Origin of the sequence: Pseudomonas sp. LLC-1, assembly GCF_002992185.1 — a bacterium.
GTDB classification, from domain to species: Bacteria; Pseudomonadota; Gammaproteobacteria; order Pseudomonadales; family Pseudomonadaceae; genus Aquipseudomonas; species Aquipseudomonas monteilii.
Genome location: NZ_LUVY01000020.1, coordinates 205540 through 231308, shown reverse-complemented (window position 1 = coordinate 231308; position 25769 = coordinate 205540). Strand labels below are relative to the sequence as shown.

Here is a 25769-nt window from a genome sequence, read left to right as displayed (position 1 = left end):
GATGTCGGCGATCCTGAACGGGGAGGCCTGGGCCAGTGTGGCTTTCAGCAACAGGATGGAGAGCAACAGGCGCGGGTAGTTCATCGGGGGTTCCAGACAAGCGGATTCGGAGGGGAGCAAGCGCGGGCAACCCGCAAGCAGCGGGCGATGAGGATACGGGCGGGCTGTGTACGGCGCGGTTAGCCGAGGGTAAAGATGTGTAAAGTCCGACCGGCCGGCGGTGACAGTGCCGCCGTGGGGGGCGATCATTAACGCCCCTGCAATTGCGATATCTGGCCCCGATGATCCCCGTGCTGCTGGTCGACGACGACCGCGAACTGACTGAAATGCTCTCTTTGTACCTGGCGCGCGAAGGCTTCCAGGCCACGGCCGTGGACACTGGCGAGGAGGGCGAGGCCCAGGCGTTGTCCGGCCAGTACCAGGCGGTGGTGCTGGACGTGATGCTGCCGGGTATCTCGGGTATCGAAGTGCTGCGGCGGGTGCGCGCGCGCAGTCAGGTGCCTGTGCTGTTGCTGACTGCCCGTGGCGACAACATCGACCGCATTGCCGGCCTTGAACTGGGGGCCGATGACTATGTGCCCAAGCCCAGCTCGCCGGGTGAACTGGTGGCCCGCTTGCGGGCGATTCTGCGCAGGGTGCAGCCGCAGCTGATGGGCGAGGCCAGTGCACCTGAGCAAGTGCGCACGGGTGCATTGAAAATGTGGCCGGGTCGTCGCGAAGCGCACTGGGGCGACGCCACGCTGGAACTGACCGGCTCGGAGTTCAGCCTGCTTGAGGCGTTGGCCCGCCAGGCTGGACAGCTGGTCAGCAAGCAGGACCTGTCGCTCAATGCCTTGGGCCGGCCGCTGACCCGCTACGACCGGCGCATCGATGTGCATGTCAGCAGCATCCGGCAAAAGCTCGGCCCGCGCGCTGACGGCAGCAGCTGGATCCAGAGCGTGCGTGGCATGGGCTACATGCTGATAGTCGAATGATGCGCCGGCGCCTGTTCTGGAAGCTGTTCCTGGCATTCTGGCTGGCCAACAGCCTGACCTTTCTGGTGGGCGCAGCCACCTTCATGCTCAATGACTGGCGTGGAGACAGCCCGGCACTGCGTTCGCTGCTGGCCACCGAGCTGCAGCTGTTGCAGCGTTATGGCGAACAGGCCGGCCGGCAGTTGCTGAATGTGTCGCCGCAGCCACCCGATGTGCAGGTGGGCCTTTACGATAGCCAGGGGCAACTGCTGGCTGGGAAGGCGGTGCAGGTGGCCCGTTTCGAGCAAGCATTACGCGACAGCGAAGGCCGCCCGCTGGTACTGCGGGCCTCGGTGGCCACAACCGTTGGCGAGCCACCCCGTCCGCGTGGCATGGGCCCTTTGTTTACCGGCACGTTGATGAGTGCGCTGTTTGCCTTCTTGTGCAGCCTGTACCTGACACGCCCGCTGGCTTGGCTGCGTGAAGCGATGGGCCAGGTGGCCCAGGGCCGGTTCGACGTGCGCGTGAAACCGCGGCTTGGCAAACGCCGTGACGAGATTGTCGAGCTGGCCGAAGACTGTGACCGTATGGCCGGTCAACTCAAGGCCCTGGTGCAGGCGCAACAGAACCTGCTGCATGATATTTCCCACGAGCTGCGTTCACCGCTGACCCGCATGCATGCCGCCATCGGCCTGATGCGTCAGCAACCCGACCGGCTCGATATGCTGGAACGGGTCGAGCGTGAGTCGCGGCGAATGGACGACCTGATCGAGCAGTTGCTGACCCTGGCCCGCGCCCAGGCGCGGCAGGGCGACAGCGACTTTGCCAGCGTGGATGTGGTCGAGTTGCTGGCGCAGATCGTCGAGGACGCCCGTTTCGAGGCGGGTATGAAACAGTGCCAGGTGTCCTTGCACGCCCAAGGTACGTTTCTCATCCACGGGCATGAAGAGCTGCTGTACCGGGCGTTCGAGAACATCATCCGCAACGCTGTGCGCTATACCGCAGCCGGTACGGAGGTGCTGGTGCAGGCCGCGCTGGCGCCGGGCGGGCAATGGTTGCAGGTCAGTGTCAGCGACCATGGGCCGGGCGTAGAGCCGGCCCGCTTGCAGCGCATCTTCGAGCCGTTCGACCGGGGCACCGATAACAGTGGCGATGGCTTTGGCCTGGGGCTGGCGATTGCACAGCGGGCAATTGCGTTGCACGGCGGCAGCATCACGGCGCTGGCTGCGGACAGTGGCGGGTTGCGGGTACGCATCGAGCTGCCGCAGGCCAGCCCTGCCTGAATGCAGGGCTGAGCTATCCAGGTCTGAGCTATCGGGCGTTTCGCGCACCCGGTGGGCGTGGGTATTTCAATGGCCGCCTTTCATCCGTCGCGCCACCAGATAAATCCCCAACCCGACCAGTGCGGTCGCCGCGCCAATGAAGCCGGTACTTGTCCAGCCCATGCCTGCGGTAATCGCCATGCCACCCAGCCACGGCCCCAATGCATTGGCCAGGTTGAACGCCGCATGGTTCGATGCCGCTGCCAGGCTTGGTGCTTCATGGGCAATGTCCATAAGGCGGATCTGCAGCGGCGCTGCCAGGGCAATCATGGTACCCACCAGGCCGATACCCAACAGCAGGCTCCACAGCGCCTGGGCGGCGAAGGTGAAGAACAGCAGTACGGCAATCGACCACACCAGCACCAGCCCCACCGCGCGGAACTGCAGGCGATCAAACAGCTTGCCGCCCGCGATGTTGCCGACGATACCGCCCACGCCGAACGCCGCCAGGCCGAACGGAATCCACTGTGGTGACACCTGGGTTACTTGCAGCATGGTCGGTGCCAGGTAGCTGAATACACAGAACATGCCGGCAAAGCCGATCGAAGCGATGGCCAGCGCCATCCATACCTGCGGGAGGGCGAAGGCTTGCAGCTCCTTGCGCGGGTCGCTGCGGACTTCGTCGTGGCGCTGGGGCACGAAGCGCCACACCAGGGCGATGGTGCACAGGGCAATCGCGCCGACCAGCACGAATGCCGAACGCCAACCGAAGTACTGGCCCAGGAAGGTGGCCACCGGGTTGCCGAGCAACATGGCCAAGGTCAGGCCCATCATCACCCGGGCAACGGCACCCGCCCGATGGTCCTTCGCCACCATGCTCGAGGCCACCACTGCGGCAATGCCGAAGTAGGCGCCGTGGGGCAGGCCGCTGATGAAGCGGAAGGCGACCAGGCCGCTGAACGAGGGGGCAAAGGCCGTTGCCAGGTTGCCCAGCGCATACAGCAGCATCAACAGCAACAACATGTGCTTGCGCAGCAGTTTGGCACCCAGAATCGCCAGTGTCGGGGCGCCAACCATCACCCCCAGTGCATAGGCGCTGATGGCGTGGCCCACCTGCGGCTCGCTCAATTGCAGGTTGTTGGCGATGTCGGGCATCAGGCCCATGATGGCGAACTCGCCGGTGCCGATGGCGAAGCTGCCCAACGCCATGGCGGCTTCCATCTTGGCGACGGTGGTTTTGCTGGGGAGAGGGGGGTGTTCCTGGACTGACATCGGGATCCTTACTGAAACATGCTGAAACGTTCAAGGCGGGATCATAGTCAATCTGCGGCCGTAACGTCGAGAAAGCCGGCCGCCTTCCACGCGCGCCTGTTGGGTTCAGGCAGGTTCTGCGTACAGCCATTTTTTACCGGAGTGGACGGCAGGAGTACAAACGTACTCCAATACTGGGCCGGCAGCAAACACCTCCGGCATAACTGAAATGCCGGTAATTGATGGCAGCCCGTGTGCCTGCTCTTTTAGACTGCCGCTTGCGTGCGCCGACATCCGGCCCGCCTTTCATTTGGCTTGCATGGACAAGAACGATGTCGGATACACCACGTAACTCGTTACTGATCGATGGGCCGGTCGGCCAGATCGAACTGCTGATCGACAATCCGGCCGGACCACCCAAGGGGGTGGTGTTGGTCAGTCATCCACAGCCGCTGCTTGGCGGCTCTCCACGCCATATCGTCCCGCTGACGCTGGCGCGGCAGATGTGCGCAGCTGGTTGGCAAGTGGTACGGCCGAGTTTTCGTGGGGTGGGGCAGACGCAAGGCGCCCATGATGAAGGCATAGGTGAGGCCGAAGACAGCATTGCTGTCGTCCGTTACCTGACCCAGGCAATGCCGCAATTGCCCGTGGCCCTGGTCGGGTTCTCCTTTGGGGCCTATGTGTTTGCCCGTGTGGCCTGTGCACTTGAAGGACAGTTGCATGCAGTGGCGTTGTTAGGGCTGCCGGTGGACAATGTACCGGGCGGGCGCTACTACGAGCCTTTGCCAGTGCCGACGGATTGTCTGCTGCTGCATGGTGAACATGATGAAATGGCACCGCTGGCCAACCTGTTGCAATGGGCCGGGCCACAGCAACGGGCTGTTTCGGTTTACGCGGGTGCCAACCACTTTTTCAAAGGCTGCCTGGGAAGGGCGGCAGAACAGGTAATCGCGCATCTGGCGCTGAAGACCGCTCATCTGTAGGAGCGCCTTCAACCACAAAAGCGCCGCAACAGGCTGGCCTCAACGCTCCAGGTAATGTGTCTGCGCGGCAAAATCGATGAACCGCTTGCTGGCCAGCGACAGGTATTCCCCCGACCGCCAGCACAGGCGGAAGCTCATCAGTTGCGCTGGCCGGAACGGCACCCCGACGATGCCCGGTGTGCGCTGCTGCACCGAGCGCAGCAGGGTCGCCACGCCCATGTTGTCCAACGCGGCCTGCACCACCAGCGAGACGAAGTTGCTCTGCAGCGCCACCTGGTAAGTAATGCCATGTTCGGCGAAGAACGCGTCCAGCAGGTGACGTTGTACGAACGTTCGGTCGAACACCACCATGTCGGTATTGCGCAGGTCTTCCGCCGTGAGGAAGGCTTTGCCGGCATAGGCGTGGTCGGGGTGCATGCACGCCAGCATCTCGTCACTGCCCAGCAGGATCGACTCCTTGTCGGGCGGCACGCGCCTGGATTCCAGCAGTGCCAGGTCGATTTCACGCTGTTCCAGGCGGTGGCCAATGTCCTCGGCACTGCCTTCGAACACGGTCATGGCAATGCCGGGGTACAGCTTGCGAAAGGCATTCATCAAGCCGGGCACATAGTGCAGGCCGAACATCGGAGGAATACCCAGACGCACTTCACCGCGTTTCAGGTCGGACATGTCGCGCAGTTCTTGCCGGGCGACATCCATCTCACGCAGGGCCGATGCAATGCGCGGCAGAAACTGTTCGCCTTCGGCGGTGAGGATCACTTTGCGCGTGGTGCGGTTGAACAGGGTGACGCCCAGTTCTTCTTCCAGCCGGGTTACGGCCATGCTCAGTGCCGGCTGGGCGATGTGCAGGTGCTGCGCGGCTTTGGTGAAGCTGCCCTGGCGTACGATCTCGACGCAGCAGCGCAATGCCTTGAGGTTCATTGAGGCGTTCTACCATTCATAACAAGCTGTGATGCTAAGCATCATAACAATATATTTATTATTATTAACCAGAGGGCCTACGATGCGCGCCACTGAGACATCCTGCAACATCTCAGTCACGCAGTGTAATAACGCTGCAATCCCACAAAGATTTTGAGGTAGTACCCCAAATGGCCAAGGCCGCCGATGTCGTTGTGCAATGCCTGGAAAACGAAGGTGTCGAGTATGTGTTCGGCATTCCTGGTGAGGAAAACCTCGACCTGCTCGAATCCCTGCGCAAGTCGAAGATCAAGCTGGTACTGACCCGTCACGAGCAGTCTGCAGGCTTTATGGCTGCCACCTATGGCCGTCTGACCGGCAAGACCGGCGTCAGCCTGTCCACCCTCGGCCCTGGCGCCACCAACCTGGTTACCGCCAGTGCCTACGCCTACCTGGGCGGCATGCCGATGATGATGATCACCGGCCAGAAGCCGATCAAGAAGTCCAAGCAGGGCCGCTTCCAGATCATCGACGTGTGCGGCATGATGGACCCCATCACCAAGTACACCCACCAGTTCGCCTCGGCCGACAACATCCCGTCGCGCATGCGCGAAGCCTTCCGCCTGGCCGAAGAAGAAAAGCCGGGTGCGGTACACCTGGAGCTGCCGGAAGACATCGCCGCCGAGCAGACCGATGCACTGCCGATCCCGCGCAGCCTGCACCGCCGCCCGCTGGCCGAGCATGTGGCCATCGAAGCCGCCGTCGAGAAGCTGCTGAACGCCCGTAACCCGATCCTGGTGATCGGTGCTGGCGCCAACCGCAAGATGACCGCCAAGGTCCTCAAGCAACTGATCGACAAGACCGGCATCCCGTTCATCACCACCCAGATGGGTAAAGGTGTGGTCGACGAGCGCCACCCGCGCTTCCTGGGCAACGCCGCGCTGTCGTCCGGCGATTTTGTGCATCGTGCGGTTGAAGCCGCCGACCTGATCATCAACATCGGCCACGATGTGATCGAGAAGCCGCCATTCTTCATGGTGCGTGGCGGTACTGAGGTCATCCATATCAACTTCCGCTCTGCCGAAGTCGATGCCGTGTACTTCCCGCAGGTAGAAGTGATCGGCGACATCGCCAACGCCGTGTGGCAGATCAGCGAAGCGCTGAATGACACCTCGCACTGGGACTTCACTCGCCTGATGGCCATCCGTGAAGCCAACGAAGCGCAAATCGCCGAAGGCGCTGACGACAACCGCTTCCCGGTCTACCCGCAGCGCATGGTTGCCGACATCCGTCGAGTGCTGCCGTCCGAAGGCATCGTTGCGCTGGACAACGGCATCTACAAGATCTGGTTCGCCCGTAACTACAAGGCGCACAAGCCGAACACCGTGCTGCTGGACAACGCCCTGGCGACGATGGGCGCCGGCTTGCCATCGGCCATGGCCGCGCACCTGGTGCACCCGGACCGCCCGGTGATTTCGGTATGCGGCGATGGCGGCTTCATGATGAACAGCCAGGAGCTGGAAACCGCAGTTCGCTTAGGCATGCACATCACCGTGGTGATCCTGCGTGACGACGGCTACGGCATGATTCGCTGGAAGCAGGCCAACATGGGCTTCACCGATTTCGGCCTGGACTACGGCAACCCGGACTTCGTCAAGTACGCCGAAGCCTACGGTGCCAATGGCCACCGCGTGGAAAGCGCCGAAGGCCTGCTGCCACTGCTGGAGCACTGCATCAAGACCCCGGGCGTGCATGTGATCGACTGCCCGGTCGATTACAGCGAAAACGACCGCATCCTTAACAGCGAGCTGCGTGAGCGCGCGCTGGCGGTGTAATGCTTGACAGGTACGGCGCCACCTCAAGGCTGGCGCCGTACCCTGGAGCGGCTTGCGCTCCCTCCTTCCGTTCAGGAATCCCTTCTCTCAGCGATCAACCAGGGCCTGCAGACTGGTCAGGATGCTGTTGGCGTCATATGGCTTGCGGGTTACGGGCACATCCTTCAGATGCTCGGGAATGCTGATGCCGTCGCCATAGCCTGTAGCGAACAGAAACGGAATTTGCCGGCGCTGCAGTTCATCGGCGACGGAAATCGACGTCCCTGTTCCCAGGTTCACATCCAGTATCGCGACGTCCGGTGTGCGGCTGCTGATCAAGCGCATGGCCTCATCCTCGGAGCTGGCGGTCATCACGTCCTTGATCTGTGCATCGTTGAGAATCTGCTCAAGGCCAACCGCGATCACCAGCTGATCTTCAAGGATCAGCACGCACAAGCCCGTCCGGGCGGCAAAGGCATCGGCTGCACGGGTAACCGGCGCGGCCGTGCTCGCAGGCTCGGCCGCTTCGGCCACGGACAGGTGTTTTGCAGGAATCCTGAACAACCCTTCCACGCCTTCGGGGTGATATTCCACTGCGCTGGTGCCACTCAGGTCGAACGGAATACTGCGTTCTATCAGCACCGAGCCAAAGCCATTGCGGCTGGGCGGGCGAACCGTTGGCCCGCCGCTTTCGCGCCAGGTAATGCTGCAGCCGTTGCTGGCGTCGATGGCCCAGCTCACGGCAAGCTTGCCGTGAGCCTGCGACAGCGCGCCGTATTTGGCAGCATTGGTTGCCAGTTCGTGCAGCACCAAGGCCATGACCGAATAGGCGCGGGCATCCAGGATAACGTTCGGGCCTTGCAGTTCAATCACTCCGGCGGCGGTGCGGTAGGGTGAAAGCTCTGCCTCCAGCAGCTTGGCCAGTCGCCCGCCACCGTCACCGCGTACCACCTGGTCGTGAGCGAGGGACAGCGCATGGATGCGCCCCTTCAATGTCGCCACGTAGTCCTGCAGTGTCTGGCTCTCCGAGGTCGGGTGGGCAACCAGCGCGCCAATCAACGACAGGATGTTCTTGACCCTGTGGTTGAGCTCTTCATTGAGGATGCGCTGGCGCACTTCTGCCTTCGAACGCTCGCTGGCCAGCAACTCGCTGTTATACAGCACCACCTCGACGATAGCAGTACGGATGGCGTCGCCAAACTGGCGGTCCTGCTCGGTCCAGGGCAGTGACTGCTGGTGAACGGTTTCTTTCCAGATCGCAAAGCTCTTGCGTGGTGTCAGGCGGTCGCCCAGTGCGCCGCTGTCATAGGTCTTGTTCGGGTCCCCGGCCCAGTCGAGTGTCTCGACCATTTCCTTGCGGAAGAAGATCAGGTAATCCCTCGGTTGCTGCGACATCGGTATGATCAGCACACCCGACACATCGGTAAAGTACGCCTGGGCCGCAGGCAGCACCATCGACAGGCGGTTGGACGCCCAGGTACGACCGGAGCTGACGATATCTGCCAGGCGCAGCAGGTCGGGCACCGCCGATTTGGGCGGCGTCAGCCCGGCGGATGACCATCGGCCTTGCAGCGACATACCGATGCCGTCGCAGGGGATCAGCGACATAAGCCGGGGCAGGCGCGCACGGAAGAACCCATCGATGTCTGCAGCCTGGTTGGCGTCAAGCAGCATACTGTCCAGCGCTTTGTGAACGTGCACGGCGGCTTCAAGCTTTTGCCGGCTGCGCAGGGTCTCGATATGCAGCGAGAAGAATTCGCCGAACATTTCCGCCGCCACACGTTGCCCCATGGCCAGTGTGCGCGGTGCATAGTGGTGGCAGGCGATCATCCCCCACAGCTCTCCGTTGACGATGACCGAAATCGACATGGAGGCCCCCACGCCCATGTTGCACAGGTATTCGCAATGGATCGGCGAGACGCTGCGCAAGTGCGCATAGGAAAGGTCTAGCGGCTCGCCCGAGGGGTCGAGCACCGGGTCGATGGCGACTGTCTTGAACTGGGCATCCGAGATCACCCGGATCGGGTTGCGCAGGTAAAGTGCGCGGGCCTGCTGGGGGATGTCGGAGGCCGGGAAATACTGGCCCATGAAGCTTTCGAGGTCGCTGCGCCTGGCCTCTGCAACCACTTTGCCGGCGCCGTCGGCACCCAATTGGTAGATCATCACCCGGTCGTAACCGAGCACGGCCCGGACAAAGCGGGCAGCATCGCGGAACAGCTTGCTGGTCTGGTCGATTTCGCGCAGTTGGGCGATCAGCGTGCGGGCCAGTTCGATCGGCTCGGCGATGCTCGCGCCAGCAGGTTCGAACTCGAGGATAGCCGTGCCTTTGAACAAGTGGGCGGCAATGTCGACAGCCTCGCCGCTGGGCAGCTTCACACCGAAGCTGAGCGCCGGCCGCGAGGCCTCCCGGGTGCGGGCCAGCGCGTTGCGCAGGGTATGCGCCACCTCATCCCCGAGCACCGCATGCAGCTTCTGGCCGTTGATGTCGCTTGCTACGCCCAGCATTTGTGCAGCATTGGCCGAATGACGCAAAACGACGGTGGCCGAGGCATCGCATGCCAGCAGGCAGCCATGGGGCTGGATACTGCCGGGTATCTGAATAGGCTCGCGGTCGCAGTTGGTCAGGTTTACTTGGGGGTTGAATGTCATTGGCCGTGCCTGTGGGGGGATGAGGAGGCTGCCAGCAGGGCCGCCAACGTCAGCCTAGCAGGCATGCCGGCCTTTGGCATAGCGAGGCGAAAAGGGCTGTACCGGCTTATGACGGGTGTTCCCCTCGATCATCAGCGAACCCCAGCTCACGGATGAACATCGAAAACAGTTCAGGGTGAGACGAGATATTCAGTTTCGCGTACAGGTGGCGCCGGTGCACCTTGATGGTTTCTGGCGAGATGCCCAGCCGTTGCGCCATCGCCTTCGACGAATAGCCGCGCAGGATCAGGCGGGCAATTTCCAGCTCCCGCTCGGATAACAGGCCCTGGGCAAACCTGGCCAAGGCGTCGCCAACCGGTGGCTGTGCCGGCACCGAGATGCCGCTACGTGCCCAGTGCTGCTCAAGCAAGGCCAGCACCCAGGCACTGACCAGGTTCAACTTGCCCAGCTCTGCTGCGGTGAACGCACGGCGCATGCCCAACGACAGCGACAACACCCCTTCGGGCAACTGCAACAGGAACTGCACTTCGTCCACCAGTACGTGGTTTTGAAAGTAGTTCTGGTAATAGTCCGTTTGCCAGAAGTGGTCCGGCGCCACTTCTTCGAGGTGGTAGCAACCACTGGCCAGGCCTTCGCGCGCGGCCTGGTAGAACGGGTCGAGCAGGTACAGGCCGTCGAGGTAAAGCTCACCCGCAGCGGGCGCTGGCGCGGCGTCGTATTCCTCCAGCACGTGAGGCGCGCCCTGGGCCGCGAAGTGAATCACCAGCGCGTTGTCGAACGGCACCCAATGCCGCAGTACCAGGATCAGCTGGCGCCAGAAGCGCGGGCCGCCAATCTGCTCGATCGTTCTGGCCAGCGCGGTGTGGCCGGCCACTTCATGAAAGAGAATGTCCACGACAGCATCCTTGAAAGGGGTAAGGCATTGGCGCCCGGTTTGCCGCAGCTGTCAACGGGGGTACCCCTTAGTGGGAATTGCCCGGCAGGGTGACGCCGCATAGATTCCATACCCATCAAGCGGGCCGTCGAGCTCGCCATGCTTCGCTTTCTGGTTCTGCCTCCTGACACTAACAACAACGTGAGGATGAACAAATGACGTCCTGCAGTGCACCCGCCCCAGTCCTTAAACCGACGCTGAGCGTCGCAGATGTAGTTGCCATTACCGTCTCTTCGGTAACCCCCGCCAGTTCGGTCTTCGTCATCGCGCCATTTGCCATCGCCCAGGCCGGTACCGGGGTCATATGGGCCTTCATGCTGGGTGGCGTGCTGGCGCTGATGTTCGCGCTTTGCTATGCCGAACTGGGCCGTGCGCACAGTGCAGCAGGTGGGGAGTACGTGTTTGCCAAACGGGTATTTGGCGGCATGGTCGGTTACGCCACCTTTCTTACCGTGCTGGCGATGCTGGTGTTCATTCCACCGGTACTGGCCACCGGGGCTGCCACTTACCTGAATGCAGCACTGGGCACCCAGCTTGACGGGCAGACGGTGGCCCTGGTGATTGTGGCCTTGGGTTACCTGCTGGGTATCCTCAATATAAAGCTGAACGCGTGGGTCACCGGCGTGTGCCTGTTGCTTGAGGTGGCGGCGCTGATGGTGATTGTGGTGCTGGGCTTCGGCCATGCTCAGCAACCGGTCAGCAGCCTCGTCAGCCCGCTGGTACTCGACAACGGAATACTTCACGCGGCGCCTTGGGCGCTGGTGGTTGGTGCTATTGGCACGGCGTTGTTCTCGTTCAACGGTTATGGCGGCGCAGTGCTGCTGGCCGAGGACATGAAGTGCGGTGGGCGCGGCATCCCCAGAGCGGTGATGTGGTCACTGGTGCTGGTGGTGGCCATCGAAGTGATTCCGCTGGTTGCGCTGCTGATCGGTGCGCCCTCGCTGGAGGCGATGCTGGCCAGCCCCGACCCGATCGGCTACCTGTTGACGGCGCATGGCAACGAAACCCTGTCGCGCCTGGTGAGTGCCGGTATCTTCCTGTCGGTGTTCAACGCCATCATCGCCCTGGTGATCCAGAGCGGGCGGGTGATCTACAGCAGCGGGCGGGATGCGTTGTGGATGCCGAGCCTGAACCGCGCCTTTACCCGCATTCACCCCAAGTGGGAGTCGCCATGGCTGGCCACGTTGTTCCTTGCTGTGCCGTCTGCGGCCCTGACGTTCAGTTCCAACCTGGCGGAGCTCACATCGTTCACCGTGCTGCTGATCTTGTGCGTATACCTGGTCGTCGGTTTGTGCGCGCTGTTCAGCAGAGTCCTGCGCCGTGACCGCGAGCACCCGTACCGCATGCCGCTCTGGCCGCTGCCGGCACTGGCCGCCGTGACAGGTGCCGGATACCTGCTTTCGACGCTTTTGAGTTCGGCTTCAGCCCGGGACATTTTCATCATCGCTGGCATTCTGCTTACCTCCGTGGTGCTGTACGGCACCTACGGCAAGTTGAGCCCAGCCTTTCAGAAACTTTAAGCGAGAGACATGATGCGAGCACGCGATTTCGGGATCACGCTGGGCCTTGGCCAGCCAGGCCCGCACAACGCAATCACCGATGTACCCGGCGTACGGGTAGGCCACGCTACCCTGAACAAGGCCCATGCGGGAAAACCGGTGCGCACCGGTGTCAGTGTCATCGAGCCCCGCGAAGGCCCGGCGCGTTATCAGCCATGTTTTGCCGGTTGCCATGTGCTGAACGGCAATGGCGATGCCACGGGCCTTGAGTGGATCCGAGAGGCGGGTCTGCTGACCACCGCCATCGCGACCACCAACACGCACAGCGTTGGCGTGGTACGTGATGCGATGATCGCCCATGAGCATGCAACCTTGGGGGACAGCTCGACCTACTGGTGCATGCCGGTGGTAATGGAGACCTATGATGGCGTGCTGAACGATATCTGGGGCCAGCATGTAAATGCAGACCTGGTTCAGCAAGCATTGGGCGCTGCCCGTAGCGGGCCTGTGGAGGAGGGTGCGGTAGGCGGGGGTACCGGCATGATCTGCCATGAGTTCAAAGGCGGCATTGGTACCGCGTCGCGGGTACTGCCGGCAGAGCAGGGTGACTGGACGGTGGGAGCCTTTGTCCAGGCCAACCATGGCCAACGCCGTGAGCTGCGGGTGGATGGCTACCCAGTCGGCCGGGTGTTGCTCGATTTGCCTTCACCCTTCGAGCAGCAGGACACCCCAGGCATGGGCTCGATCGTGGTGGTATTGGCCACCGATGCCCCGTTGCTGCCGCATCAGTGCCAACGCCTGGCGCAACGTGCTGCGCTGGGCATTGCCCGCACGGGGGGCGGTACCGATGACTCCAGCGGCGATATCTTCCTGGCGTTCTCGACGGGCAATACCGGGCTGGCGCCGGCCGATTACAACCGCCGCGATCTGCCGATGACAGCGCACGTGGCGATGGTCAATAACGACCACATTTCGCCGCTGTTCGCGGCGGCGGCCGAGGCAGTAGAGGAAGCCATTGTCAACGCCATCCTGGCCGGTCGGCCCATGCAGGCTGAAGACGGGCGGGAGGTGCCTGGCCTGGAAGGGGCGCGCTTGCTGACCGCGCTCAAGCAAATGGGTTGGAAGGCCCAGGATTGATACCTGGGCAGGCAGTCGCCAGGAAGGGACGAGAAGGCGGCATGTGCCGCCTTTTGCCTGTGGAGTACAGATGTGCTCTTTTCGATATACCTTGAAGGCAAGCGGCGATCAATGGTCTCATCCGCACCTGAGCCAACTGGTATTGAACGATGATCCGCCCGCTGTTTGTTTCCATCGATGGGCCTAAAGGCACCGGCAAGACCACGCTGCTGGAGGCCGTCACCCAAGCCCTGAGGGTGGACGGGAAAAAGGTGATTCGCCTTTGTGAAAAAAAGAGCGATCCCTACCGGGGCGAAACCATGGCGCTGGTCAACAAGCTCGCCAGAAACCCGTGCCGAGATCTGGAGTTCAGGGTGTGCGAGCGCTTCGCTGAAAGCCGCGCCTGGATTTCCCGGCACGTACTGCCCAAGCAGCCAGCTGACAGCATCGTCCTGATTGATCGCTGGTACCCCTCTGACGCCGCGTTTCGCCGCACGGTGCCGTTTGACCAGATCTTGCGATTGAACCTCGACCTCAGCGTGCAAGTGCCAGATTTGCATGTCGGGGTTGTCACTGCCCCTGAAACCTCGTGGGCAAGGGCGGCGGCACGCACGCGTGGCCTGGGCAGTACGGTGATACACAACCTGAATGAACAGGTTGCCTGCACCGAGGCTTTCGAGCGGGCGCTCGTAAAGCACGGCTGGGTGTTGTGCCGTAATGAAGGAGCCATCGAAGACGCAACGCGGCAGGTGGTTGGCGAGATTGACCGCGTACTGCTAACGCGTTGAGCGCTCGTGCGCCGCTGCGCGAGCTGGCCTGGACAACCATGCGTGGATGATCAGGCGCCCTGGCGGTCGATATCACGGCGCAGGACAACCGACGTGGTAATGTCATCCACCGATTCGTGACGTGCCACGTTGTCGCGTACCTGATTGAGGTCGTCGATTGTCCGGGTTTCCACCTCAACCACCAGGTCAAGCTGCCCACTCACCGAGGAAACCCGCCGCACGCGTGCGTCCGTCGCCAACTGGTCGAGCAGCCCCATGGCAGGGGTGCGCTGCAAGGTCACCAGCAGTATCGCGCGTATGACATTGGCGTCTATTTCGCCGATATCTGCACGGTATCCACGAATGATCCCGCTGCGTTCAAGGTTGGCCACACGCTCGGTCGTGGCGCTTCTGGAAAGGCCGATGCGGCCGGCTAATGCCTTCAGCGCAATGCGCGCGTCCTTCGAAAGTACTTCAAGAATCTCACGATCTTTTGCGTCCAGTTCACGCATTGCACCACCTGATAAGCTCGCCGTCTTTATGCCGGTCGGTACCGGCATAATGCCTGTCGATCCCGACCGTATGCAGGGTGTCGGTTTCGGCAGTGCATGACAAGCTATTCAAAACAATTTGCTCGCTCGGAACGTGATGATATGACAGACCTTTCCCACCCGGCACCTCGGTTTTCGGCAAGCGATGCAGAGGGCCTCGCAAAAGATTTCTTCAATGTCACCGCTACAGCAACCCCCCTGGACGGGGAGCGTGACCGCAATTACCGGTTGGACACGGGCGTCGATGCGGGCTGGATACTGAAAATCGTCAATGCCAGCGAGCCCCGGGTAGAAAGCGAGTTTCAAACCGCGCTACTCGATCATCTGGCCGTGCATGGCGCGCACCTGGGTGTGCCTCACCTTCGGGCCAGTGTGGCGGGTGACTACCTGCCATCCGTGGCCAGCGCCACAGGTGAGCAGCATGCGATGCGCCTGGTCAGCTGGTTGGCCGGCACGCCGCTTGCCGAGGCCAAGCGCTCTTTCGCGCTGATGAGCAACTTTGGCCGGGCACTCGGTGAACTTGACCGCGCCCTGCAGGGGTTCATGCACCCGGGTGCCGTCCGTGACCTGGACTGGGACTTGCGCCATGCCGCACGCTCCCGTTCGCGCTTGCACCACATCAAAAGCCCCGAGCGCCGGGCCATTGTCGAGCGTTTTATCACCCGGTTCGAACACACTGTACAGCCCAGGCTGGCATCACTCAGGGCGCAGGTGATCCACAATGACGCCAACGACTGGAACATTCTGGTCGATGCCGAGACCACCCGCCATGTGACCGGCTTCATCGACTTTGGCGATGCCGTGCACACCGTGCTGATTGCCGAGGTCGCGATCGCCAGTGCGTACGCCATTCTCGACATGGACGACCCGATCGGCGCTGCCGCAGCGCTGGTGGCCGGTTTCCATGAAAAGTACCCATTGCAAGCGCAAGAGCTTGACGTGCTGTTCAACCTGATTGCCATGCGCCTGGTCATCAGCGTTACTTTCTCCGCTTCCCGGCAAGATCAGACAGAAGACAACCCCTACCTGGCAATCAGTGAAGCGCCAGCCTGGCGCCTGCTGGAACAGCTTGATTCGATGAATCCACGGCTGGCTACAGGCATCCTGCGCAAAGCCTGTGGTTTCGATGCCGTCGAGGGGGCGGGTGCAGTGCGCCGCTGGATCGCCGATAACCACACATCATTTGCCGACCTGGTGCGCCCGTCAGCCGCCACCCTCAACAAGGTGATCGCGCCGTTTGGCGACGCCAGCCACGAAATGACCATCGCCTCTGCCGAGCAGCGGCCTGCCGATGCGACGCGCTGGTGGGATGCGTTCTCTGCCGCGCACAACGTGCCGCTGGCCATTGGGCCATGGGGTGAGTTGCGTACCATTTATACGGACAGTGCCTTCGAGTCGCGCTTCATCAAGGGGCAGCGCCGCACCCTGCATGTGGGGGTCGATCTGGTGATGCCCGCCGGTACGCCGTTGTACGCTCCGGTCGCTGGTACCGTCAAAAGCGTTGAGGTTGAACCCGACCCGCTGGGCTATGGTGGGCTGGTGATGATCGAGCACAGCCCGCCAGGTTGCCCGCCATTTCTGACCCTGTGGGGGCACATGGCCCACGAGGCGCTCAGCCGCTTGAAGGCCGGTGACAAGCTCGAAGCCGGCGACCTGGTGGGCTACATGGGCACCGATACTGAAAACGGCGGCTGGATTCCCCACCTGCACCTGCAGATGACCACCGATACCCAGCTGAGCGCGAGTGAGGTCATTGGCGTTGGAGAGCCCGAGTACCGCGAGGTGTGGGCTGACCTGTTCCCTGATGCGTCGACCTTGGCCGGCATCCCGCCAGAAACCTACAACCAGCAGGGAATGACCAAGGCCCAGATCATTGCCAAGCGTAAAGAGCTGCTGCTACCTAACTTGTCAATTTCGTACACCGACCCGATCAAGTTCGTGCGCGGCGATGGCGTATGGCTGATCGACAACTTCGGGCGGGCCTACCTGGACTGCTTCAACAACGTGTGCCACCTGGGCCATAGCCATCCCGACGTGGTCGACGCCTTGACCCGCCAGGCTGCACGACTTAACACCAACACCCGTTACCTGCACGACAACATCGTCGAGTACGCCGAGCGGCTGACCGGCACGTTGCCAGAGGGCCTTTGTGTGGCGTCATTCGGCTGCTCGGGCAGCGAAGCCAACAGCCTCATGCTGCGCATGGCGCGCAACTACACCGGTAGCGACCAGGCGATCGTGCTGGACTGGGCTTACCATGGCACCACGCAAGAGCTCATCGACCTGAGCCCTTACAAGTACAAGCGCAAAGCCGGCAAGGGCAGGGCGGCGCACGTATACGAGGCGGTGGTTCCAGACAGCTACTACGCGCCCGGGCACTGGCCATTGGAAGAACACGGCAAACGGTTTGCCGAATCGGTGGCAGAGCAGCTGGACGCCATGCGCAAAGCCGGCAAGGGCCCGGGCTTCTTCCTTGCCGAGTCGATCCCCAGCGTGGCGGGGCAGGTGTTCCTGCCCGAGCATTACCTCAAGGAGGTATACGCCATGGTTCGCGCCGAAGGTGGGCTGTGCCTGGCCGATGAGGTGCAGGTCGGGTTTGGCCGCGTCGGTAGCCACTGGTGGGCGTTCGAGACCCAAGGCGTAGTGCCGGATGCTGTCACCATGGGCAAACCGATTGGTAACGGCCACCCGATGTCGGCGGTGGTGACCACGCGCGAAGTTGCCGATGCTTTCAACAACGGCATGGAGTATTTCAATACGTTCGCCGGCAACCCCGTGTCGTGTGCAGTGGGCCTGGCGGTGCTCAATGCAATCGAGCGCGACCAGTTGAAAGAGAACGCCTTGAGCATCGGCAATTACCTGCTCGAGGGTTTCCGCAAACTTCAGCAGCAATTCGATGTGATTGGTGATGTACGCGGGTTGGGCCTGTTCCTCGGCATCGTGTTGGTCACGGACCGCACCTCAAAGGCTCCGGCCACGGCCTTGGCCAGGAAAGTTGCCGATGGCGCCAGAGAACGCGGCGTGTTGATCGGTACCGAAGGCCCGCATGACAACGTGCTGAAAATGCGTCCTTCCATGATTTTCAGCCGGGCCAATGCGGACTTTCTTCTTGACGTGCTGCAAGACAGCTTCACTGCGGCGCTGAAGTAGCGCGTTTCAACCGGGCAGGGCGTGCCGATCGGCAAGCCCTGTTCGTGCGTTCAGGCTTTTTGGCGGTCGATATCGCGCCGCAGCACCACGGCAGTGGTGATGTCATCCACTGAATCGTGGCATGCCACGGCATCGCGCACCCGGTTCAAGTCATCAATCGTTCGTGCCTCGACCTCTACAACCAGGTCGAGTTGGCCGCTGACCGAGGATACCCGTTTCACTTGGGCGTTCTGTGCCAGCAGGTCCAGCAGGCCAAGCGCCGGTGTGCGTTTCAGCGAGACCAGAATGATTGCCCGTATAACGTTGGCATCAATTTCACCAATGTCCGCGCGATATCCCCGAATGATTCCGCTGCGCTCCAGGTGTAAAACCCGTTCGCTGGTCGCGCTTCTTGACAGGCCGATTCTTGCCGCAAGTGCCTTGAGTGCGACACGTGCTTCCTTGGAGAGTATTTCGAGGATTTCCCGATCTTTGACGTCTAATTCGCGCAATGCTGACACTCCTGTCTGATCGCCGGTAAAGGGCCGTCCGCCCCAATAAAGTGCAGGGAATAGTTAGCCATTTGCTTCTTTTTTGTGCATTGCAAGACACTACTCCAGTTTCTCCAAGGGTCGAAGTAGCGCCGGCATTATGTCGGTCGATTCCGGCAATGTGCCAGTCCTACACGCACTTTGCAGGGTGATTTCAAGGTTTCAGTGTGCAAAGCTTTCTGTGAAGGATGGGGCCTAAGAGCCCGGAACAATAAGAAATACAAACTTCCAAGGAGTGCCTCGATGCTGGCAAGAAAAACCAGAATGCTACTGGCTTCCACTGCGGTAGCGGCTGTCGCCTTGTTCTCTCAAGGTGTGGCATACGCCGACGACTTGCAGGCTGTTCAAGCGTCGAACGTGTTACGGGTGGCAATGAGCGGGCAGTATTCTCCCTTTAGCTTTGCCAATGAAAAGAATGAAATTGTCGGTTTCGACGCCTCCATCGGAGAAGCACTTGCCCAGCGCCTGGGCGTGAATATAAAAATCATCACTACACCGTTTGACGGCATTATTGCAGGGTTACTGGCCAAGAAGTATGACGCTGTCATCGCCTCGATGACCATTACGCCCGAGCGCCTTAAAGCCGTTGACTTCGTCGGGCCGTATTACCATGCGGGCCGTACCATTGGTGTCAAGGAAAGCTCTCCGATTAAAGAACTTGATGACCTCAAGGATGTTACCGTCGGCGTCACGTTGGGTGATTCGCATGACAAATGGGCGCGTGCGCGCGGCAATCTTAAAGTGCGCACCTATAAAGGCTTGCCTGAAATGCTGGTCGACCTGGATGCCGGGCGTATCGATGCGGTGGTGATGGACAGCATCCCGGTCATGGTTGCGGTAAAGGAAACCGGGCAAAAAGTGCGGATCATCAGTTTGCCGGACGAGCAGGGTGGCCGCGAAGGTCTGGGCATTGCCATTCGCAGAAACAACCCTGAATTCAAGGCCCAGTTGCAGAAGGCTCTGGACGAGATTCTGGCAGACGGCACGTACAAGGAAATTTCAATGAAATGGGTGGGCAGCGACATTCGCTGAAGCGCCCCAGGAATGGCCTGGCCGGTAGGCCGGGCCGGGTTGGCAGACTTTTTGTGAGTGGTTTCATGGACCTGTCATTAATCCATCGCACTTACCCGTTTTTTCTGGAAGCCGCTTGGGTCACCGTGCAGATCTCGTTGCTTTCATTACTACTTGGCCTGCTTCTCGCCATTGTGCTGGTAACCTGCAGGTTTTCGCCGTTCATTATCCTGCGGTGGGTGGCAAGCCTGTACGTCAGCGTGTTCCGCGGCACACCCTGCCTGGTGCAGTTGTTCATCATCTATTTTGGCGGGCCACAAATAGGCATAGAGCTGGAGCCGTTCGCTGCTGCGGTAATCGGTTTGGGCATGAACATCGCGGCCTATATGTCGGAGTCCATACGAGGTGCGATCGCCAACGTTGACCCAGGCCAGGAGGAGGGGGCACGGTCGATTGGTTTCAGCCGTAGGCAAACATTGTTATTCATCATCATTCCCCAGGCACTGAAACTCATGATTCGGCCGCTTGGTGTCAATGCCATTGGCCTGATCAAAGGCTCCGCCTTGGTGTCGGCCATTTCGGTGGTTGAACTGACATACACCGCGCAGCGCTTCATCAGTTCAACGTACAAACCATTCGAGATATTCATGGTGTCGGCGTTGCTTTATATCGTCATGGTCTACTCGGTCAAGTATCTGGTGGAAGTGCTGGACAAGCGATACGCGACCAAGTGAGGGGTTGGCAGTGGAAGGATTAAACCTGAGTGTCATCGCACCTTATTACGACATGCTGGCGACCGGACTGTGGTGGACGGTTGTCATGTTTCTCTGCAGCAGCGTCATCAGCCTGGTCGTGGGTGTGCTCATTGCCCTGATCGACTTGTATGCGCCTCACGCCATGGCGCTGCCTGTGCGCTTTATGACCTGGCTGTTGATGGGCACACCATTGTTGTTGCAACTCTATTTGATCTACTACGGGCTGGTTCAGGTGGGTATCGATATTCCGGCGCTGGCTGCGGGAATCATCGGGCTCAGCCTGCATTTTGCCGTGTACAACGCCGACGTGATCAAGTCCGGTATCGAGGCGGTTGACCCAGGCCAGATAGAAGGCGCGCGCTCAATCGGCCTGAGCAAGGCCATGACCCAGCGCTACATTATTGTTCCGCAGGCGCTCAGAAAAACCATCGCGCCACTGGGAAACAACCTCATCGTGTTGCTGAAGGACACGTCGCTGGTATCGATCATCGGTATTGCCGAACTCGTCTACAGCGCCCAGCTGGCCGTCAGCGAAACGTACAGCCCGTTCGAGTTCTACATCGCCGTCGCGGTGATCTACTACGTGGCCAACCTGGCGCTCGAAGCCGGGTTGCATCTTATTGAAGCAAAGGTCGAGATGTCACGATGAACAACAACGCTATGGTAGAAGTGAAGGGCGCTCGTAAAGCCTACGGTGCACTTGAGGTGCTCAAGGGGATCGATCTGTCGGTGTCGCGTGGGCAGATTTTCGCCATCATCGGCCCAAGCGGTTCGGGCAAAAGCACCTTGCTGCGCTCGATCAATCATCTCGAAGTGCTTAATGGTGGTGAAATCTGGCTTGACGGCGCTCAAGTCAATCAACCCTTGAAAGGCCGCGCCTTTGAGCAGCATATCAACAAGGTGCGCCAGCAGATGGGCATGGTGTTTCAGCATTTCAATCTGTTTCCGCACCTCACGGTCTGTGAAAACATCGCGATAGGGCCTGTGAAGCTCAAAGGCTATTCGAAACGTGCGGCCAGGGAGCTGGCCCTGGAGTACCTGCAGAAAGTCGGGCTGGGCAACAAGGTCGACGAGTACCCGTCGCGCTTGTCGGGTGGGCAAAAACAGCGTGTTGCCATTGCCCGGGCGCTGGCCATGCAACCGAAGGTCATGTTGTTCGATGAAGCGACTTCAGCGCTGGACCCGGAGCTTGTGGACGAAGTGAACCTGGTCATGAAGCAGTTGGCGGCCGAACACATGACCATGTTGATCGTTACACATGAGATGCGTTTTGCTGGCGAAGTCGCTGATCAGATCGTGTTCATGGATGGCGGTGTGGTGGTCGAACAGGGGGCACCGGATGAAATCCTGAAAAAGCCCGTTCAGGAGCGCACCCGGGCCTTTTTGAAGAAGCATCTTCACGACCGCTAGCCGTCACGAATGCTCGGCACTGCCAGAAAGCGCAGTCGTATCACTGCCGCCCAGGTAAGCGTAGGCCGATTCGCCACGGCTTTTCTGGTAGCCATCGCTGATCGTGTGAGCGCCGAATTTGTACCCAAAGTTTGTGCTGAGCGTCCTGTTATCCACGTCACCGGCCAAGGCTTATCCATCGTTTTCAGCATCGAAGTAACGGAGCTCGGCAAACGCCTTGCCAGCTCGACACGCCGCAATCAAGTGCATGCCGAGCAAGCCATCAGGTTGGACTGAGGTGCCCTGGAGGGGCACCAGGGATCAAGCGGTTTTACGGTCGTTGGGAATACCCCAAAGGATGACTGCGGCGCAGATCAGGCAGAACGGCGCCAGCGCTAACATACCCATGTAGGTATTACCGGTGAGGTCGTTTATGTAGCCGACCAGTAGCGGCGCCACCATGCCGCTGAGCTGGCCTACGGTATTGATCGCTGCAATGCCGCCAGCAATTGCCAAGCCTGCGAAGGCCTTCTGCGGAATAGTCCAGAAGATCGGAATGGCAATAAAGACGCCAGCGGTGGCCAGCACCAGAAACGCTGTCAGGAGATAATGATTGCTGTTGAAGTAGCAGGCCGCGAAGTAACCGATACCCCCTACCAGCATGCACTGCCACAAGTAGCGCTTGCGCTCGCCGGTGGCGTCAGAGCGCCGGGTGACGAAAATCATTCCGATGGCTGCGACCAGGTATGGCAATGCGGTGAGGAATCCGACGGCCATCTGATTATTGACGCCAGATGAACCAATCAAGTGTGGCATCCAGAAATTCAGCCCATAGCCCGTCAGCTTCACCATGAAATAAATCGCAGACAGTACCGCTACCTCGCGAGTGAGGATGACTTTCAGCAATGAAGCATGGATTGGCTTCGCGTCTTTTCGGTCATTATCCAGGTTACGCTGCAGTAGATCCTTTTCCGGCTGAGTCAGCCATTTTGCCGACTGGATATCACGGTCAAGCTTGTACAGCACGATAACGCCAAGCAGCGCACAGGGGAGACCTGAAAGGACGAACAGCCAATGCCATCCGGCCAACCCCAGGAAGCCGTTCATGTACTCAAGAATGCCCCCCGACACCGGCGCGCCCAGTACACCCGAGAGTGGAATGGACAGGAACCAGATACCGTTCATGCTGGCCAGATTCTTCTTCGGGAACCAGCATGCGAGGTAGAACAGCAAGGCTGGGCCGAAGCCAGCTTCCATGACGCCGATCAGAAACCGCAAGAAATACAGGGTGTACTCGTTATAGGCAAAGACCAGGCATGCCGTCGCGATGCCCCAGCTGACCATGATTCGGCAGATCCAGCTGGGCGCTCCGTATTTCTTGAGCCCGTAGCTACTGGGTACCTCAAACATCACGTAGCCGAAGAAAAAAATACTGGCAGCAAAGCCATAGGCGGCATCGCTGAGCCCCAGTTCAGCTTGCATCTGGGTCTTGGCAAAGCTGATGTTGATGCGATCGAAATACGAGAAAAGGAAGCAGACAATCGTCAGTGGCAGGATACGCCAGGCAATGCGACGGTAGAGCAATAGCTCTTGCACATCTGAAGCAACGTACGTTGCCTCTTGGGTCAAGGTAGCCATTCGCTTTCTCCATAATTGTATTTGTCGGAGAGATGAATTGGCTGATGGAGGCCCACCAGCCGCTAATCACGTTCCAAACTTGCGCATGATTCTGGCAGTGGCCGCAAGCTCAGTTCGTATTGAGTTGAACCTCGCTCAGCAAAACGCCATCCGCATCGGCATAAAGCCAGTTTCCAGGAGAGAGTCGCGCGCCGCCAATTTCAAGTGTGACGTCGCCCCTGCCGCCGGGCCCATTTTTTGACCGCGCGGGCCATGCACCTAAAGCCAGGACGGGCAGATCGATCGCAGAGAGCGCTCTGCTGTCACGCACGTTGCCGTTTATAAAAAAGCCGGCCCAACCATTAACCAGTGCCTTGATCGCCAGGTTGTCACCCAATAACGCACCAGGGTCGCCCCCGGCTTCGATCACCAGGATTCGGCCAAGGCCTGGCTGGTCTAACTGCTCGCGCAACTCTAAATTGCAGCCGCGTGCCTGGAGCGTGGCGATTGGGCCCGCCATGGAGGCGGCCTTGCCGAACCAGCGCCAGGCGCCTTGAAGAACTAAAAGACCGCCTGCGCCAATCATGTCTGAATGGCTATCGCACAGATCAGCTGTAGTGATCATGCTGACGTTACTTCAGCGGCGACGGACGCTTGCAAGGTTTCGAAGCTGCCAAGCTTTCCAAGCAACGCACTGGCTACCACTGTATACGGGCTGGCAAGCCAGACCTGGCCAGGGCCAGATCGACCTGGAAAATTACGGTTGATCGCGCTGACAGTCACCTGATCGGGTCGCGTTGACGACCCCGGGCCACAGTTTGCGCATGCGCCGCAGCCGGGCATGATCAGTTCGACACCCGCCTTCTCAAAGGTATCCAGGTAGCCTTGTTGCTGGCAGTAATCACGTACGGCGAGCGTGCCAAATTGCAGGAAAAGCTTGGTGTGACCGGGGATGCGGAGCCCGTGGTCGAGGCCCCACGCCAGTACTTCATGGTAGTAATCGAAGTCCTCACGCTTGCCGGCGGTGCAAGAGCCGCCATACGCGATATCGATCGGCACCTCTTCAGCAAGGTCATCCAGTGCAATGCCGTTGCCTGGATCACCAGGCGCTGCCAGCATCGGGGAGAGCGTGCGGCAGTCGATTTTGATGTGCTCTTTGTATTCTGCATCGGGATCGCTGAACAGCCAATCTTCGAGTTCGATCTTGACGCCACGGCGCTCATGAATGAAGTCCACCGCTTTCTGGTCGGGGATCACGATACCGGTGAAGCCCCCCAGCTCAGCGACCATGTTCGTGAGCGTTGCCCGTTCATCAATGGAGAGTGCTGCCACTGCTTCGCCTGAATACTCAAAGACCGCACCGATGGCCTGACCTTGGCGGATAGGTTCGCTGCGTAACAATTCCAGGACAATGTCTTTGGCTGTGACACCGGCTCGCAGCCTGCCGGTAAGCTCAACCTTGATGACCTCAGGCATACGGCAACGAATGAAACCCGTCGCCCAGCTGTTGGCGATATCCGTTGCCCCGGCACCAAAGGCCAGGCAACCCAATGCACCCGAATGCGGTGTATGCGAGTCGGTACCGACCACAACCTGACCGGGGAGTGCGTATTTTTCGGTCAGCAGGGCATGACAGATGCCTTCAGACCCGCTTTGACCTGCCAGAGCACCATGTGCCCGCACCGGATATCGGCGTACGAACGCGTCATGCGCAGATGCGAGGCCGCCGACCGCCCCAAGCAAATTGTCGCGAACATGTGGGAAGCTCTGGTTAGCCAGGATCAGGTGATCCTGGAAGGCAATGATCTCGCTTGGTCGGGCCAGCTCTAGCGCGTGGCCGAATGCGCCATGCATGAGGTGAGCACACATGCCGGTGAAGTAGTCATGACTGAATCGCCAGTCAGCGGACAGAAAAACGCCGTCGCCGCGGGCGAGATTACCTTCCGGTGCAACACGCCGACACTCAATGATCTTCTCGACTAACGTCATGGGTCGACGGTCAGGGGCAGAGGGGTTGAACACTTTCTCAGGGCGGCGGGGCAGATTCGCTTTGCTGTAGGGCAACAAGCCGCCAGCGCGAATCACCTCCTGAGTGACCTCGTCCCGGCCGACCAGAAACGCCTCCAGATCAATCTCTTCACCTGCGCGAATGCGATCAATCAATGAGAAATCGGTAGAGGTGTAAATGCCGATGTTGTCGCAGTTCTGCCGATAGATCCGCTCGAAGCTTTCGGCGATGATCAACCTGATTCCGGCAGACTTTTCTGCCAGTGGGCTGGATTCGCGGGACGAGCCTTTACCATAGCGTTTACCCGCAACCGTGATCTCAAAGCCGCCGTTCTTGACTGTGTCGTTACCGATCGGCAGCTTGCCTTCGGTTTTGAACCCGACGTAGGGGTAGGTACCCAAGCGCTCGTCGTAGGTCATCATGATGACGACCGGGGTAATTTCATCAGTGGAAATGTTGTCCCTGAGCGGCAGCGTTTGTTGCAGGCTGAGATCAGCGCCCTTGATCTGGCGTTGCACTGCTTCGCTGTCACAGGATAAAAATAGGAAGCGCCCGGCAAAGCGGATTTTTTTTGTCATGATCATCTCCTCAACGATGAGCATGATGAAAGCTATGCGATGAGCTTGCCGC

Annotated in this window: 22 protein-coding genes; 12 read left to right on the top strand and 10 right to left on the bottom strand. The window is 60.2% G+C overall.

The features are described from left to right. Positions 1-281 precede the first annotated feature (281 nt). The gene (locus A0O30_RS23265; RefSeq protein WP_025755066.1) at positions 282-974 is read left to right on the top strand and encodes a response regulator transcription factor; all 693 of its coding nucleotides are present in this window, start codon (positions 282-284) and stop codon (positions 972-974) included. Continuing rightward, the gene (locus A0O30_RS23260; RefSeq protein ID WP_105948203.1) at positions 971-2236 is read left to right on the top strand and encodes an ATP-binding protein; all 1266 of its coding nucleotides are present in this window, start codon (positions 971-973) and stop codon (positions 2234-2236) included. The genes A0O30_RS23265 and A0O30_RS23260 overlap by 4 nt, the downstream gene beginning before the upstream one ends. A 66-nt stretch (positions 2237-2302) precedes the next feature. On the opposite strand, the gene A0O30_RS23255 is transcribed toward A0O30_RS23260, so the two are convergent. Then, positions 2303-3487, bottom strand: a complete 1185-nt coding sequence (locus tag A0O30_RS23255) for an MFS transporter (RefSeq protein WP_105948202.1) — start codon at positions 3485-3487, stop codon at positions 2303-2305. A gap of 311 nt (positions 3488-3798) precedes the next feature. Here A0O30_RS23255 and A0O30_RS23250 point away from each other — a divergent pair, with 311 nt between their 5' ends. Next, positions 3799-4449 (top strand): alpha/beta hydrolase, encoded by a 651-nt coding sequence (locus tag A0O30_RS23250; protein ID WP_105948201.1) that lies wholly within the window; start codon positions 3799-3801, stop codon positions 4447-4449. A gap of 39 nt (positions 4450-4488) precedes the next feature. On the opposite strand, the gene A0O30_RS23245 is transcribed toward A0O30_RS23250, so the two are convergent. Continuing rightward, positions 4489-5370, bottom strand: coding sequence for a LysR family transcriptional regulator (locus A0O30_RS23245; RefSeq protein ID WP_105948200.1), 882 nt, complete (start codon positions 5368-5370; stop codon positions 4489-4491). Positions 5371-5540: 170 nt separating this feature from the next. Between A0O30_RS23245 and A0O30_RS23240 the strand changes: the two genes are divergently transcribed. Beyond that, a complete protein-coding gene (locus A0O30_RS23240) occupies positions 5541-7184 on the top strand; it encodes an acetolactate synthase large subunit (RefSeq protein WP_105948199.1) in 1644 nt (547 codons plus the stop codon). Positions 7185-7271: 87 nt separating this feature from the next. Here A0O30_RS23240 and A0O30_RS23235 read toward each other — a convergent pair whose 3' ends face one another. Beyond that, complete coding sequence (locus tag A0O30_RS23235; protein ID WP_105948198.1) at positions 7272-9812, bottom strand: HWE histidine kinase domain-containing protein; 2541 nt, start codon at positions 9810-9812, stop codon at positions 7272-7274. 106 nt (positions 9813-9918) lie between these two features. Beyond that, positions 9919-10707: a helix-turn-helix transcriptional regulator gene (locus A0O30_RS23230; protein ID WP_105948197.1), complete on the bottom strand. Its 789-nt coding sequence runs from the start codon at positions 10705-10707 to the stop codon at positions 9919-9921. 194 nt (positions 10708-10901) lie between these two features. On the opposite strand from A0O30_RS23230, the gene A0O30_RS23225 reads away from it, so the two are divergent. The 3 genes from A0O30_RS23225 to A0O30_RS23215 all read left to right on the top strand — a co-directional run bounded on the left by A0O30_RS23225 (position 10902) and on the right by A0O30_RS23215 (position 14149). Then, positions 10902-12266: an APC family permease gene (locus A0O30_RS23225; RefSeq protein ID WP_105948196.1), complete on the top strand. Its 1365-nt coding sequence runs from the start codon at positions 10902-10904 to the stop codon at positions 12264-12266. Between the two features lie 12 nt (positions 12267-12278). Further along, positions 12279-13382: a P1 family peptidase gene (locus tag A0O30_RS23220; protein WP_105948214.1), complete on the top strand. Its 1104-nt coding sequence runs from the start codon at positions 12279-12281 to the stop codon at positions 13380-13382. Positions 13383-13531: 149 nt separating this feature from the next. Further along, a complete protein-coding gene (locus tag A0O30_RS23215; protein WP_105948195.1) occupies positions 13532-14149 on the top strand; it encodes a dTMP kinase in 618 nt (205 codons plus the stop codon). Positions 14150-14199: 50 nt separating this feature from the next. Here the strand turns inward: A0O30_RS23215 and A0O30_RS23210 are convergent, their stop codons facing one another. Continuing rightward, positions 14200-14640, bottom strand: a complete 441-nt coding sequence (locus tag A0O30_RS23210; protein ID WP_016714074.1) for an Lrp/AsnC family transcriptional regulator — start codon at positions 14638-14640, stop codon at positions 14200-14202. Between the two features lie 141 nt (positions 14641-14781). On the opposite strand from A0O30_RS23210, the gene A0O30_RS23205 reads away from it, so the two are divergent. Continuing rightward, complete coding sequence (locus A0O30_RS23205) at positions 14782-17829, top strand: aminotransferase class III-fold pyridoxal phosphate-dependent enzyme (protein ID WP_105948194.1); 3048 nt, start codon at positions 14782-14784, stop codon at positions 17827-17829. A gap of 50 nt (positions 17830-17879) precedes the next feature. On the opposite strand, the gene A0O30_RS23200 is transcribed toward A0O30_RS23205, so the two are convergent. After that, positions 17880-18320 (bottom strand): Lrp/AsnC family transcriptional regulator, encoded by a 441-nt coding sequence (locus tag A0O30_RS23200; RefSeq protein ID WP_060499927.1) that lies wholly within the window; start codon positions 18318-18320, stop codon positions 17880-17882. 282 nt (positions 18321-18602) lie between these two features. Between A0O30_RS23200 and A0O30_RS23195 the strand changes: the two genes are divergently transcribed. The 4 genes from A0O30_RS23195 (at position 18603) to A0O30_RS23180 (ending at position 21535) form a co-directional block, all read left to right on the top strand. After that, positions 18603-19391: an ABC transporter substrate-binding protein gene (locus tag A0O30_RS23195; protein ID WP_105948193.1), complete on the top strand. Its 789-nt coding sequence runs from the start codon at positions 18603-18605 to the stop codon at positions 19389-19391. Between the two features lie 65 nt (positions 19392-19456). Continuing rightward, complete coding sequence (locus tag A0O30_RS23190) at positions 19457-20104, top strand: amino acid ABC transporter permease (protein ID WP_105948213.1); 648 nt, start codon at positions 19457-19459, stop codon at positions 20102-20104. A 10-nt stretch (positions 20105-20114) separates the two neighbouring features. Further along, positions 20115-20774, top strand: a complete 660-nt coding sequence (locus tag A0O30_RS23185) for an amino acid ABC transporter permease (protein ID WP_105948192.1) — start codon at positions 20115-20117, stop codon at positions 20772-20774. Positions 20775-20785: 11 nt separating this feature from the next. Further along, positions 20786-21535: an amino acid ABC transporter ATP-binding protein gene (locus tag A0O30_RS23180; RefSeq protein ID WP_105948212.1), complete on the top strand. Its 750-nt coding sequence runs from the start codon at positions 20786-20788 to the stop codon at positions 21533-21535. 3 nt (positions 21536-21538) lie between these two features. Here A0O30_RS23180 and A0O30_RS28060 read toward each other — a convergent pair whose 3' ends face one another. From A0O30_RS28060 to A0O30_RS23160, 4 genes are all read right to left on the bottom strand, one after another. Next, entirely contained in the window at positions 21539-21691 is a 153-nt protein-coding gene (locus A0O30_RS28060) for an OprD family outer membrane porin (protein WP_256589764.1), read from the bottom strand. A gap of 144 nt (positions 21692-21835) precedes the next feature. After that, a complete protein-coding gene (locus A0O30_RS23170) occupies positions 21836-23152 on the bottom strand; it encodes an MFS transporter (RefSeq protein WP_105948191.1) in 1317 nt (438 codons plus the stop codon). Between the two features lie 109 nt (positions 23153-23261). After that, a complete protein-coding gene (locus tag A0O30_RS23165) occupies positions 23262-23756 on the bottom strand; it encodes a ribonuclease (RefSeq protein ID WP_105948190.1) in 495 nt (164 codons plus the stop codon). Further along, positions 23753-25741, bottom strand: coding sequence for an aconitase family protein (locus A0O30_RS23160; RefSeq protein WP_218274926.1), 1989 nt, complete (start codon positions 25739-25741; stop codon positions 23753-23755). The genes A0O30_RS23165 and A0O30_RS23160 overlap by 4 nt, the downstream gene beginning before the upstream one ends. Positions 25742-25769 lie beyond the last annotated feature (28 nt).

Bases quoted from the DNA above. Each gene is read 5' to 3' on its own strand.
- A0O30_RS23215 (WP_105948195.1), top strand. From the start codon at position 13,532: ATGATCCGCCCGCTGTTTGTTTCCATCGATGGGCCTAAAGGCACCGGC.
- A0O30_RS23240 (WP_105948199.1), top strand. From the start codon at position 5,541: ATGGCCAAGGCCGCCGATGTCGTTGTGCAATGCCTGGAAAACGAAGGT.
- A0O30_RS23170 (WP_105948191.1), bottom strand. From the start codon at position 23,152: ATGGCTACCTTGACCCAAGAGGCAACGTACGTTGCTTCAGATGTGCAA.
- A0O30_RS23220 (WP_105948214.1), top strand. From the start codon at position 12,279: ATGCGAGCACGCGATTTCGGGATCACGCTGGGCCTTGGCCAGCCAGGC.
- A0O30_RS23265 (WP_025755066.1), top strand. From the start codon at position 282: ATGATCCCCGTGCTGCTGGTCGACGACGACCGCGAACTGACTGAAATG.
- A0O30_RS23225 (WP_105948196.1), top strand. From the start codon at position 10,902: ATGACGTCCTGCAGTGCACCCGCCCCAGTCCTTAAACCGACGCTGAGC.
- A0O30_RS23255 (WP_105948202.1), bottom strand. From the start codon at position 3,487: ATGTCAGTCCAGGAACACCCCCCTCTCCCCAGCAAAACCACCGTCGCC.
- A0O30_RS23210 (WP_016714074.1), bottom strand. From the start codon at position 14,640: ATGCGTGAACTGGACGCAAAAGATCGTGAGATTCTTGAAGTACTTTCG.
- A0O30_RS23245 (WP_105948200.1), bottom strand. From the start codon at position 5,370: ATGAACCTCAAGGCATTGCGCTGCTGCGTCGAGATCGTACGCCAGGGC.
- A0O30_RS23180 (WP_105948212.1), top strand. From the start codon at position 20,786: ATGGTAGAAGTGAAGGGCGCTCGTAAAGCCTACGGTGCACTTGAGGTG.
- A0O30_RS23160 (WP_218274926.1), bottom strand. From the start codon at position 25,741: ATGCTCATCGTTGAGGAGATGATCATGACAAAAAAAATCCGCTTTGCC.
- A0O30_RS23195 (WP_105948193.1), top strand. From the start codon at position 18,603: ATGCTGGCAAGAAAAACCAGAATGCTACTGGCTTCCACTGCGGTAGCG.
- A0O30_RS23205 (WP_105948194.1), top strand. From the start codon at position 14,782: ATGACAGACCTTTCCCACCCGGCACCTCGGTTTTCGGCAAGCGATGCA.
- A0O30_RS23260 (WP_105948203.1), top strand. From the start codon at position 971: ATGATGCGCCGGCGCCTGTTCTGGAAGCTGTTCCTGGCATTCTGGCTG.
- A0O30_RS23190 (WP_105948213.1), top strand. From the start codon at position 19,457: ATGGACCTGTCATTAATCCATCGCACTTACCCGTTTTTTCTGGAAGCC.
- A0O30_RS23250 (WP_105948201.1), top strand. From the start codon at position 3,799: ATGTCGGATACACCACGTAACTCGTTACTGATCGATGGGCCGGTCGGC.
- A0O30_RS23235 (WP_105948198.1), bottom strand. From the start codon at position 9,812: ATGACATTCAACCCCCAAGTAAACCTGACCAACTGCGACCGCGAGCCT.
- A0O30_RS23165 (WP_105948190.1), bottom strand. From the start codon at position 23,756: ATGATCACTACAGCTGATCTGTGCGATAGCCATTCAGACATGATTGGC.